Raw genomic sequence first — 10,615 nt, 5'->3', positions numbered from 1 at the left:
GATTGAAGCCGCCGAGGCGATCGGCGCCTCGCCGCTGCAGATCATCGTTCGCGTGATTATCCCGGAAGCGCTGCCGAGCATCGTCGCCGGGCAGACCGTCGCGCTGGTCAGCCTGATCGGCTACTCGGCGATGGCCGGCACCGTCGGCGGCGGTGGCCTCGGCGATCTCGGCGTGCGGTTCGGCTATCAGCGCTTCATGCCCGAGGTGATGGCTGCGGTCGTGATCGTGCTCGTCGCCATCGTTCAGTCCGTTCAGTTGCTCGGCGACGCGGCTGCGCGCGCCGTCAATCACCGCATCGCCCGCGGCAAGCGATCGGCATCCCGCGCTTAATTTCAGGCCGTAGCTCTGTTTCGAAGGAAGACCTCATGTCGCTGCAAACTGTGCAACCACTGCTTCCTGGCAATATCGATACGCTCGCTCTGCACAGCGGCTCGTTTCGCGCCGATCCTGCCACCGGCGCCACGCAGGTGCCGATCTATCAGAGCACCTCGTTCGATCTGCAGACCACCGAACGTGCCGACCGGCTGGTGAATTTCGAGGAGTTCGGCTTCGTCTATTCGCGCATCGGCAATCCGACCGCGCATGTGCTGGAGGAACGGCTCGCCGCCCTTGAAGGCGGCGCCGCGGCGCTGGCGCTGGCATCGGGGCAGGCTGCGGTGGCGCTGTCGGTGCTGACGCTGGTGCAGGCCGGCGACAACATCGTCACCGGCACCGATCTCTACGGCGGCACCTGGAATTTCTTCGCCAACCGGCTGAAGCAGTTCGGCATCGAGGCGCGTTTCGTCGATCCGTCCGACCCCGAGGCGTTCCGCGCCGCCACCGACGATCGCACCCGGCTGTATTTCGGCGAGACGCTGCCGAATCCGAAGCTCAACGTGTTTCCGATCCGCGAAGTCGCCGACATCGGCCGCAGCTTCGGCATTCCGCTGATCATCGACAACACCGCGGCGCCGCTGTTGGCGCGGCCGATCGAGCATGGCGCGGCCATCGTGGTGCATTCGGCCACCAAATATATCGGCGGGCACGGCACCACGATCGGCGGCGTCATCATCGATAGCGGCCAGTTCCCGTGGGAGGAGTTCGCTGACCGTCATCGGCTGATCACAGGCCCCGATCCATCCTACAACGGCCGCAACTGGCCGGACATCGCCCGGCCGTTCGGTCCGGTTGCCTATGCGTTTGCGGCGCGCGCCGGCCTGTTGCGCGACCTCGGCCCTGCGTTGTCGCCGCAGAACGCGTTTCAGTTGATTCAGGGCGTCGAGACGCTGCCGCTGCGGATCCGCCAGCAGACTGCCAATGCGGCGCGGATCGCGGACTATCTGGCGCAGAACCCCAAGGTCGCGAACGTGATCTATCCCGGCCTGCAGAGCGGCGAGGCGCGGCGCCGCGCCGACACCTATCTGAAAGGCGGCTACGGTGCGCTGGTCGGCTTCGAGCTGCCGGGCGGCTTCACGGCGGGCCGACGCTTCATCGACTCGCTGAAGCTGTTGTTCCACGTCGCCAATATCGGCGACGCCCATAGTCTCGCGATCCACCCGTCGTCGACGACGCATGCCCAGCTCGCGCCGGACAAGCAGCTCGCCGCCGGCGTCACGCCGGGCTACGTGCGGTTGTCGATCGGCATCGAGAGCGTCGACGACATTATCGCCGACATCGCCCAGGCGCTCGACGCCACCTGAATTTGCGAGGCGCACATGGCGCTCAATCTGAAGACTCCCCAGGTCGAAACCCGCGACCAGCGGCTCGGCACCATCACCCAGTGGGATGGCCGCGCCGAGCAATTGGTCAAGGATTCTGCCTTCACATACGGCTGTTCGAAGGGGTGCGAGAACGGGGGGCGACGGCTGTGCGAACAGTCGACGCCATTCGCGCAGGCGTCGATGTGCGCCGAGCACATCGCCGTCACCAACGCTACCATTATCCAGGACTCGGTGGTGGTGCAGCATTCGCCGATCGGCTGCGCTGCCAGCCAGTCGTTCACCGCTCGCTACTACCGCGATCTTGCCGCCCGGCGCGGCTGGAAGCTGGAAGACCCGAAGTCGATCTGCACCAATCTCGGCGAGCAGGACATGGTGTTCGGCGGCGTCTCCCGCCTGGAGGACACCATCCGTGACGCCTATGAGCGCCACAAGCCGCGGGTGATTTTCGTGGCAACCTCGTGCGCCACCGGCATCATCGGCGACGATGTCGATGGCGCTGCCAAGCGGGTCGAGGACGAGATTGGCATCCCGGTCGTCACCCTGCATTGCGAAGGGTTCAAATCGAAGCACTGGTCGAGCGGCTGGGACGTGATCGAGCACGGCATCCTGCGCCGGCTGGTGCCATATCCGCGAGCCAAGCAGCCGGACCTGATCAACGTGATCCATCTCGGCGGCCCCGATGTGTTCTCGCCGCTACTGAATCCGCTCGGGCTGCGGGTCAATCTGGTGATGGGTGGCAATACACTGGAACGGCTGGCGCAGATGTCGGAAGCCGCGGCGACGGTGACGATGTGTTTCGTACTGTCGTATCTCGCGACCGGGCTCGAACAGGAGTTCGGCGTGCCGGAAGTGAGGGCGCCGCTGCCCTATGGGCTGGACGCCACCGACAACTGGCTGCGCGACATCGCCCGGCTGACCGGCACCTCCGACAAGGTCGAGGCTGTGATCGAAAGCGAACGGGCACGCATCGCGCCGGAACTGGCTCGTCTCCGCAAGGCGCTGACTGGCAAGCGTGGCTTCGTCGCGGCCGGTGCCGCATTCGCCCACGGGCTGATCACGGATCTGCGCGAACTCGGCGTCACCGTCGACGATGCGTTCTCGTTCCACCACGATCCGACCACCGACTCCGGCGACCCGCAGCAGGATTCGCTCGGCCACCTCGTCGACGCCTGGGGCGACATCCCGAACTATACGGTGAGCCCGGATCAGCATTTCCAAGCTCACGCTGCGCTGCTACGGGCCAAGCCTGACTTCGTGATCTGCCGACACACCGGCACGCTGGCGGTGCTGGCCGGCCGAATGGGCATTCCCGTGCTGCCGATTTTCTATTCCAACGACGGCCTCGGTTACGAAGGCCTGCTGACGGTCGGCCGCGCCATCCTGCGTGTGCTGCCGCGCAAGCGGTTCTACGAAGACGTCGCCGCACACAGCTCGTTTCCGTACCAGCCTTGGTGGTTGGCAGAGACCGATCCCTACGCGCCGATCACCGAGCTGGCCTGAAAGAGTTCATCGATGCTGTCTCCCGTCACCAACGCCCAAGATCCCACCGGTGCGTTCTGCTCTTCGCCGGGCGCGATCGAGCAGGTGCGCTACGGCTGCAGTCTCGGCGCGCTCGCGAGCGTGATCGCCATTCCCGGCGCGATCCCGATCACCCATTGCGGGCCTGGCTGCGCCACCAAGCAGTTTCATGCGCTATCCGGCATCAACGCCTATCAGGGCGGCGAATTCCACGTGCCGAGCACCAATCTCGGTAATCAGGAAGTGATCTTCGGCGGTGCCGATCGGCTCGACGAATTGATCGCCTCGACGCTGAAGGTGATGGAGGCCGATCTGTTCGTGGTGCAGACCGGCTGCATTCCCGGCCTGGTCGGCGACGACGTCGGCAGCGTCGTGCGTCGCTATCAAAAGCGCGGCGTGCCGATCGTGGTGGCCGAGACCAGCGGCTATCGCGGCAATAACTTCACCGGGCACGAGACAGTGATCCGCGCCATCATCGATCAGTTCGTCGACGCCGGAGATGCGCCGCTGCAGCACGGCCTGGTCAATGTCTGGTCGCTGCTGCCCTATCAGAACCCGTTCTGGCGCGGGGATCTGGCCGAGATCCGCCGCATCCTCGAAGGCATCGGCCTCCAGGTGAACATTCTGTTCGGCCCGGCATCGGCCGGCGTCGCGGAATGGCGCGCGATTCCGAAGGCGCAGTTCAATCTCGTGCTGTCGCCCTGGCTCGGGCTCTCGACCGCGGCGCATCTCGAGGATCTCTATGGCCAGCCGTTCCTGCACGAGCCGACGATCCCGATCGGCGCCAAGGCGACCAGCGCGTTCCTGCGCCGGGTCGTGGAGTTCGCGGACCTCGATCGGGCACGCGCCGAAGCGTTCATCGCGCAGGAGGAAAAGGAGCACTACGTTTACTTGCGCGACTTCGCCTGCTTCTATGCCGGCTCGACCAGCCAGTACCGGCTGCCGTCGCAGGCGATCGTGGTCAGCGAAAGCGCCTATAATCTCGCGGTGGCGAGCTTCCTGGTCGAGCAGCTCGGGCTCAATCCGGGGCCGTTCGTGATCAGCGAGAATCCACCGGAGGAGCTGCGCGAGACGATCCAGAAACAGTATCGCGCACTTGCCGACCATTCCGGCGCCGAGGCCGTGTTCGAGCAGGATGGCAAGCGCATCCATCAGATCGTGCGCGCGACCGATTTCACAGGCGAACTGCCGATCGTGTTCGGCTCGACCTGGGAGGCGGCGCTGGCCGATGAGATCGGCGCGCCGCTGGTCGAGATCGGCTATCCGTGCACCGACGAGGTCGTGCTGTCGCGCGCTTATGTGGGCTATCGCGGGGCGCTGCAGTTGATCGAGCGGACCTACACCACGGTGGTGCGCGCGAGCACGATGGCCTGACCGCTCAGACCTGTGCGCGGCGGCCGATCCGGGCCGCCGTGTCGCCTTCCACCACGTTGCGGATCACTTCGAGCGCCTCTTGGATCATGGCGGTCGTGACGTCGAGATGCGTGCAGGCCCGCAGCCGTCCACCGAGGGTCGAGATCAGCACGCCATCGGCGCGCAGCGCGTCGACTAATTCCTGCTTTGACAATGCCACGTCTGGGATATCGAAATAGACGAGGTTGGTCTCGGGAGGTTCAGCCGTCACGCCGCCAATCTGCGACAAGCCTGCTGCGAGCAGCCTGGCATTGGTGTGATCGTCAGCGAGCCGATCGACATTGTGGTCGAGCGCATAGAGGCAAGCGGCGGCGCAAATGCCGGCCTGGCGCAACGAGCCGCCGAGCCGCTGCTTCCACAGCCAAACCTGGTCGATGAAGTCGTTCGAGCCGGCCAATACTGCACCGAGTGGCGCGCCGAGACCTTTGCTGAAATCGATCCACACCGAGTCCCAGCCTGCAGCGATCTGCCGGGGCGATGCGCCGCTGGCGACGCTTGCGTTCATCAGGCGGGCGCCGTCCATGTGGGTGGCGAGCCCGTTGGCGCGAGCCAGCGCCGCGATGTCGCCGAGCGCGGACGTCCGCCACACCGTGCCGCCGCCGAGATTGGTGGTCTGCTCGACGCACACCAAGCTCTGCCTCGCCTGATGCCGGTCAGGCCGATGCAGTGCCGCTCGCAGCGTGTCGGCCGAGAACTGACCGCCTGTGCCCGGTAGCGGGTGGATCTGAAAGCCGCCGAGCGCAGCGTGTGTACAGCCCTCCAGCGAGACCACATGCGACGTCTCGTGCGCGAGGATTTCGTCACCGGCTCGGCAATGCGCCAGCGTCGCTGCGATATTGCAGATCGTGCCGGACGCCATGAACACCGCGGCTTCCTTGCCGAGCAGATCGGCAACCCGAGCACACAGCGCGTTCACGGTCGGATCGGCGCCGATCTGTTCGTCCCCCACCGGCGCCCGCGCCATTGCCTCCCGCATCGCCGCGCTGGGCTGCGTCTGGGTGTCCGACAGCAGATTGATCCGCACCGGCGGCAGTCGGGCATCTTCAGGGGCGGGGGTGTAGATCACGGTGCGATGTCACGCTCACGTTTAACAAAGGCGGTGCTGCCGTTAGCTAGTATAATCTATTAGTTCCACATGAAGTAAAGCTCTTCGCGGAACGCGAAGTGTTCGATGCGGCTGGAGACGTTTTCCTCGAAGATCGTTGTGTTGACCGCGTCTGTCGCGGTCAAATCTGGCAATAGGGCGTCTGGCCTTGCGGTAAGCCGTTTCTCACCGAGCGGCAAAGCACCGCGGGCCAGGATCGTATCAAATTTCGATTTCATTTGTTCGCCCGCGGGCGAGGCGACGGAAGTCGTCGCAGCCATAGTCGTTGCCGGCGAGACAACGCTGCCCTCAACCGAGTGCGGTCTAGCGGCGTATCGCCGTTGCAGCGAGTGCCTACCTTTTTGAAGTCACTGAGCGGCGACCGACATCGCTGTGATTCCAGATCTGGGATTCGCTCATCCATCAATGGTCAGGCGCGCCGGCGATGCACGACAATAGAGGGGGGTCTTGCTTTGATGCCGCCGTGCCAACATAGCAGACGAATTTCCATAAAAACGGATTTTGCCGCTGTTCTGTTGGCGTTGCAGCCGACTTGTTGGAGGAAAGCGCAGAGAAGGCCGTATTCGCGATTGAGTGATTAGTAACGTAATTCTACTCTCCAGGTCAGCAGACGAAGCAAGTTCGTCCCGGACGATGGAGAGAGCCATGAATACCGCAATGCAGATGATGCCGATGATGCCCATGCCGATGCCGATGATGGGCGGGATGCCGGCCATGATGAATCCGATGATGATGAACCCGATGATGGCGGGCATGTCGATGATGGGCATGCCGGGCATGGCGATGCCGATGATGATGTGCAAGATGACGTGCACGATGTCGCCGAACGGCACGATGAGCTGCGAGATGGCGCCGATGGATCCGGCGATGAAGGACATGTTCATGCAGTGCTGCCAGAACATGATGACCATGATGACGGGCGGCATGCCGATGATGATGAGCTGCGGCGGCATGATGATGATGGGGATGATGGCGAAGGCCTAATCGCCTCGTTCCATCCTCTGCAGATCAGCCCGGAGCCGGCCACCTGCCGGCTCCTTGCTGTTGAACAGCAGATCTCTTTGACGGCACCCCCACATAGCTCAGGCGTGTGTTCGCTCCGACGTGAGGAACGCTGCTTTGGGGGCTGGTCGCGCGACGAGCGGCTACCCGATGGATTCGACGTAGGTCATGACGAGGAACAGAACGGCTTCCTCGGTGCCTAGATTTCGATAGCTGTGCGGGACATCTGCTTCGAACAGGATCGCGTCGCCGGCACTCAGCACGACGGGCCGCTCCGCACCTGCGGTGATTTCAATGGCACCTTTCGCAACGACCAGATTTTCGCGGGTGCCGGCGGCGTGCGGGTCGGCGTCCTCGCGATGGAGCGGTGCCAACCGCAGTTCGTAGAATTCGACCTGGCGCTCGCCATCGAACGGAAACAGCGCGCGCGAGGTGAATTGACCCTGGTTCGACGTCAGAAGTTTGGCGTCGGTGCGGCGCAGCACCTGGGGACGGTGGTTGCCCTCCGTGGCGATCAGGCGCGCAAATGGGACGCCGAGCGCGGTCGCGACCTTCCACAAGGTTCCGATCGTCGGCACGCTCTTGCCGGTCTCGATCTGTCCAAGCATCGCACGGCTGACGCCGGATTGCTTGGCCAGACGTTCAAGCGAGTAACCCTGCCGGACTCGAAGCCGCCGCAGATTATGCCCGACGATCGACGGCAGATCGACTGACACGTGCCTCGCCTCGGTTTCGTGGGATTCGAGCCGGAAGCTGGCGTCGCTCATCCTTTCGCTCCGGGCGTGTAGCTGCCGATCAGCATAATCGGTGCCATGACCCAGCTCGGCCAGAAACCGAAGAAGAAGGCCTGACCGTGAAACGGAAGCGGCTGGTATTGATCCCACGTCGGGGCTGAGTTCGCCGCAGCGGTGAGCGCCTTTCGTTGCGCCCGGTACGCACTCAGATCGATCACATTCGCCGATTGCACGGACACCACGTCCTCGTTGTCATCCATCAGAGTCCAATGTTCGGCGATAAACCCCCGCATGACAATCAGTGCAGCGAGAAAACAACGGATCGAGCGCCTTTGCTCTGTCCAGTGGCAAGGCATTTCAGCCTGCTGCGCTCGCGTAGGCCATGTCTGCTATCGCAGACATGGCGGGGCTAGGTGTTTCGGGCCAAGTGGGGCTGGACCGGCCGAAGCCGAGTCCGCTGCTATTTTACCTCCGCGGTGGCGGTGCTCGCGATGGGAGACGTTCGGCGGTCGGTCCGGTGGGCGCTCAATACAAAACGTCCGGCATTGCACGGGCCGTGCGATGCCGGACGAGGTGGCCCAACGGGAGAATCGATGATCAGGACGCCGGCGACCACTTCCAGACGATGTCGCGGACGTTGATCGGTTTCGGGATCAGGCCGAGCTTGTGGAAGCGGTCGGCGGTCTGCTGCTGCTCGGCGATGTATTTCTCGGTCACCGGCGTGATCTCGAACACCGAGCGGCCGACCAGTACGCTCACCACGGCTGGATCGACGCCGGTAGAGGCGGCGAGGGATTTAGTAATCTCGTCGTGATGCGCATTTGCCCATTGCGCTTCCTTGGCGAAGGTCTGGTTGATCAGCGCCACCACGTCGCCATGCGCATTGGTGAATTCGCGGTTGGCGAGGAAGAATCCGATCGAGTCGTGAGCGTCACCGGCGAAGCTCAGGACGCGGGCGCCGCTCTTCTCGGCCAGCGCGAGGTACGGATCCCAGATTGCCCACGCGTCCACCGTTCCGCCGGCGAATGCCGCGGTGCCATCGGCGGGCGGCAGGTACACCGCGGTCACGTCGGTGAACTGCAGGCCGGCTTTTTCGAGGATGGCGACGGCCGTGTTGTGTGCGCTCGATCCTTTCGGAATAGCAAGCCGCTTGCCTTTGAGATCTGCGACCGACTTGATCGGCGAGTTCGCCGGAACGACGATTCCCTCGTTCTTGCCGGAGCCGGGCAGGGCGGCAACGTACAGCAAGTTGGCCGCTGCGGCCTGCGCAAAGATCGGCGGAGTGTCGCCGGTGTAACCGAAATCGATATTGCCGGTGTTGAGCGCTTCGAGCAGCGGCGGGCCGAAGGCGAACTCGACCCACTTCACGGAAAGGCCCTTTTCCTTCAGCGCCGCTTCGAGGACGCCGCGTTCCTTCACAGCAGGCTGAATGCCCGCCTTCTGGAAGCCGATGCGGACTTCCTTCAGGTCCGCCGCAGAGGCGAAGCCGATGGACGATGCCGCGAGCGCGGCGAAGGCGAGGGCAAATAACGATCTACGCGACGACATCATGAGCCTGCTCCAGAGATCATTCGTGGGATGTTATTAGAGGCAGGAATTCCAATCCGACTGAATTCCAAAGATCGAAGGCAGTCATGCGAACTATGCTGCGCAGCATCCGATTGGGGAAAGGACTGTTTGCCCCATTCGCAAGTCAGCTTTCAGATTCGTTGCTAGCCGTGCTTGGTGCTTGGTACGCTGACCTCGGCCAGGCGCACGAGATCTTCGTCGCGATCGATGGCGACGTAGCTGCCCTGCCAATAGGTGAGTGAGGCTTTGCGCGGCAGCGTCGAGGTGTGAACGACGCGGCCAACCAGGATCGCGTGGGTATGCCGCTCGATAACTTCATCGAGCTCGCACTCGATGGTCGCGAGTGCGCCGGCCAGAACGGGGGCGCCCGAGACACCCGTATTCCACGTACCGCCGGCGAACCGCGCTGCGCCCTTCAGGCCGCCCTTGCCGGCGAAGCGTTCGCCGATTTCGATCTGGTCGGCAGCGAGGATGTTGACCGCGAAGGCGTGACTGCAAGCGATCAGCGGGCCCGCGGACGATTTCTGGTTGAGACAGACGATCAACGTCGGCGGCGTCGCCGACAGCGAGGTCACCGCCGTGGCGGTCATGCCGACTCGGGCGCTGCCTTTGCCGGCGGTGATGACGCTGACACCGCTCGCGAGCTGCCGCATCGCATGGGCGAAGTCAGCCGGCGAAGCGGAACGAAGACGGTCCTCGATGGCAAGCGTCATGGCAGCAGCCTCACAGCTCGAATGTGTCCTCCGCGCCCTTCAGCAGGTCTCTTAGGATCTCACCTTCGAGGGCGGCGAGCTCGGCAGAGCCGCGTTGGCGGGGGCGCGGCAGATCGATCGGCAGATCCTTGGCGATGCGGCCGTCTTCGATCACCAGCACGCGATCGGCGAGGGCAACCGCCTCGGCGACGTCGTGGGTCACCAGGATGGCGGTGAAGCCCTGGGCCTGCCACACCTGTTCGAGCAGACGCTGCATAGCGATGCGCGTCAGCGCGTCCAGGGCGCCGAGCGGTTCGTCGAAGGCGAGCACGCGCGGTCGGCTGACCAGGGCGCGGGCCAATGCGACGCGCTGCTTTTGACCTCCGGATAGCACCGCCGGCCATTCCCCGCGCTTGTCATCGAGACCGACCTCGATCAGGGCCGCATCGGCGCGCGCCCGGGCATCCGGAGAGTTGCGCTCGGTGCCGAGACCGACCTCCACATTGGCGAGGACCCGTGCCCACGGTAGCAGGCGTGGCTCCTGGAACATCACGCGGACGTCGCCCGGTAGTTTGTCTTCGCCGAACACGATGTGGCCTGCACTCGGAGTTTCGAGCCCGGCGATCAGTCGCAGCAGCGTGCTCTTGCCGCAGCCGCTGCGGCCGACAATGGTGACGAACTGGCCGGCCGGGATATGCAGGTCGATGCCGCGAAGCACGTCGTTGTCGCCAAAAGATTTGCGCAAACCGCGAATGTCGAGCGCGAGCGCGCTTGTCGGAGGCTGCGAGGGGCGATGTTCGTCCTCGATGGTGCGGGCGACCGGATCGTAAGCGCCGGGCGGGGCGGCCAGAAGGAATTGAAGCGCTTCCATCATCATCCCC

The 10,615-nt window shown here is 64.1% G+C and carries 12 protein-coding genes; 4 read left to right on the top strand and 8 right to left on the bottom strand.

Annotation, left to right across the window (positions count from 1 at the left end; genetic code table 11):
• The 4 genes from DY467_RS17960 to DY467_RS17945 form a co-directional block, all read left to right on the top strand.
• The coding region (locus tag DY467_RS17960; RefSeq protein WP_164637975.1) for an ABC transporter permease subunit at positions 1 to 331 on the top strand (331 nt) is incomplete at its 5' end.
• Between the two features lie 35 nt (positions 332 to 366).
• Positions 367 to 1,680: an O-acetylhomoserine aminocarboxypropyltransferase/cysteine synthase family protein gene (locus tag DY467_RS17955; protein WP_164637973.1), complete on the top strand. Its 1,314-nt coding sequence runs from the start codon at positions 367 to 369 to the stop codon at positions 1,678 to 1,680.
• A 15-nt stretch (positions 1,681 to 1,695) separates the two neighbouring features.
• On the top strand, positions 1,696 to 3,201 hold the full coding sequence (locus tag DY467_RS17950) for a nitrogenase component 1 (RefSeq protein WP_164637971.1): 1,506 nt from the start codon (positions 1,696 to 1,698) through the stop codon (positions 3,199 to 3,201).
• A gap of 12 nt (positions 3,202 to 3,213) precedes the next feature.
• Positions 3,214 to 4,593, top strand: a complete 1,380-nt coding sequence (locus tag DY467_RS17945) for a nitrogenase component 1 (RefSeq protein ID WP_164637970.1) — start codon at positions 3,214 to 3,216, stop codon at positions 4,591 to 4,593.
• Between the two features lie 4 nt (positions 4,594 to 4,597).
• Here the strand turns inward: DY467_RS17945 and DY467_RS17940 are convergent, their stop codons facing one another.
• The 8 genes from DY467_RS17940 to DY467_RS17905 form a co-directional block, all read right to left on the bottom strand.
• Positions 4,598 to 5,698, bottom strand: coding sequence for a threonine aldolase family protein (locus tag DY467_RS17940; protein ID WP_164637968.1), 1,101 nt, complete (start codon positions 5,696 to 5,698; stop codon positions 4,598 to 4,600).
• Between the two features lie 59 nt (positions 5,699 to 5,757).
• Entirely contained in the window at positions 5,758 to 5,997 is a 240-nt protein-coding gene (locus tag DY467_RS17935) for a DUF2218 domain-containing protein (RefSeq protein ID WP_164637966.1), read from the bottom strand.
• A 135-nt stretch (positions 5,998 to 6,132) separates the two neighbouring features.
• On the bottom strand, positions 6,133 to 6,621 hold the full coding sequence (locus DY467_RS26235; protein WP_205502500.1) for a hypothetical protein: 489 nt from the start codon (positions 6,619 to 6,621) through the stop codon (positions 6,133 to 6,135).
• Between the two features lie 261 nt (positions 6,622 to 6,882).
• Positions 6,883 to 7,506: a helix-turn-helix domain-containing protein gene (locus tag DY467_RS17925; RefSeq protein ID WP_164637964.1), complete on the bottom strand. Its 624-nt coding sequence runs from the start codon at positions 7,504 to 7,506 to the stop codon at positions 6,883 to 6,885.
• A complete protein-coding gene (locus tag DY467_RS17920; protein ID WP_159060671.1) occupies positions 7,503 to 7,733 on the bottom strand; it encodes a hypothetical protein in 231 nt (76 codons plus the stop codon). The genes DY467_RS17925 and DY467_RS17920 overlap by 4 nt, the downstream gene beginning before the upstream one ends.
• Positions 7,734 to 8,070: 337 nt before the next feature.
• On the bottom strand, positions 8,071 to 9,024 hold the full coding sequence (locus tag DY467_RS17915; RefSeq protein WP_164637962.1) for an aliphatic sulfonate ABC transporter substrate-binding protein: 954 nt from the start codon (positions 9,022 to 9,024) through the stop codon (positions 8,071 to 8,073).
• Between the two features lie 161 nt (positions 9,025 to 9,185).
• Positions 9,186 to 9,755, bottom strand: a complete 570-nt coding sequence (locus DY467_RS17910; protein WP_164637960.1) for a flavin reductase family protein — start codon at positions 9,753 to 9,755, stop codon at positions 9,186 to 9,188.
• Between the two features lie 10 nt (positions 9,756 to 9,765).
• Positions 9,766 to 10,611 (bottom strand): ATP-binding cassette domain-containing protein, encoded by an 846-nt coding sequence (locus DY467_RS17905; protein WP_164637958.1) that lies wholly within the window; start codon positions 10,609 to 10,611, stop codon positions 9,766 to 9,768.
• Between the last annotated feature and the right edge of the window lie 4 nt (positions 10,612 to 10,615).

The organism is Rhodopseudomonas sp. BR0G17 (genome assembly GCF_010907025.1).
Classification (GTDB): Bacteria; Pseudomonadota; Alphaproteobacteria; order Rhizobiales; family Xanthobacteraceae; genus Rhodopseudomonas; species Rhodopseudomonas palustris_H.
This window is presented reverse-complemented; position numbering and strand designations above follow the sequence as displayed.

Bases quoted from the DNA above. Each gene is read 5' to 3' on its own strand.
- DY467_RS17945 (WP_164637970.1), top strand. From the start codon at position 3,214: ATGCTGTCTCCCGTCACCAACGCCCAAGATCCCACCGGTGCGTTCTGC.
- DY467_RS17950 (WP_164637971.1), top strand. From the start codon at position 1,696: ATGGCGCTCAATCTGAAGACTCCCCAGGTCGAAACCCGCGACCAGCGG.
- DY467_RS17955 (WP_164637973.1), top strand. From the start codon at position 367: ATGTCGCTGCAAACTGTGCAACCACTGCTTCCTGGCAATATCGATACG.
- DY467_RS26235 (WP_205502500.1), bottom strand. From the start codon at position 6,621: ATGAACATGTCCTTCATCGCCGGATCCATCGGCGCCATCTCGCAGCTC.
- DY467_RS17905 (WP_164637958.1), bottom strand. From the start codon at position 10,611: ATGATGATGGAAGCGCTTCAATTCCTTCTGGCCGCCCCGCCCGGCGCT.
- DY467_RS17920 (WP_159060671.1), bottom strand. From the start codon at position 7,733: ATGGATGACAACGAGGACGTGGTGTCCGTGCAATCGGCGAATGTGATC.
- DY467_RS17910 (WP_164637960.1), bottom strand. From the start codon at position 9,755: ATGACGCTTGCCATCGAGGACCGTCTTCGTTCCGCTTCGCCGGCTGAC.
- DY467_RS17935 (WP_164637966.1), bottom strand. From the start codon at position 5,997: ATGGCTGCGACGACTTCCGTCGCCTCGCCCGCGGGCGAACAAATGAAA.
- DY467_RS17915 (WP_164637962.1), bottom strand. From the start codon at position 9,024: ATGATGTCGTCGCGTAGATCGTTATTTGCCCTCGCCTTCGCCGCGCTC.
- DY467_RS17925 (WP_164637964.1), bottom strand. From the start codon at position 7,506: ATGAGCGACGCCAGCTTCCGGCTCGAATCCCACGAAACCGAGGCGAGG.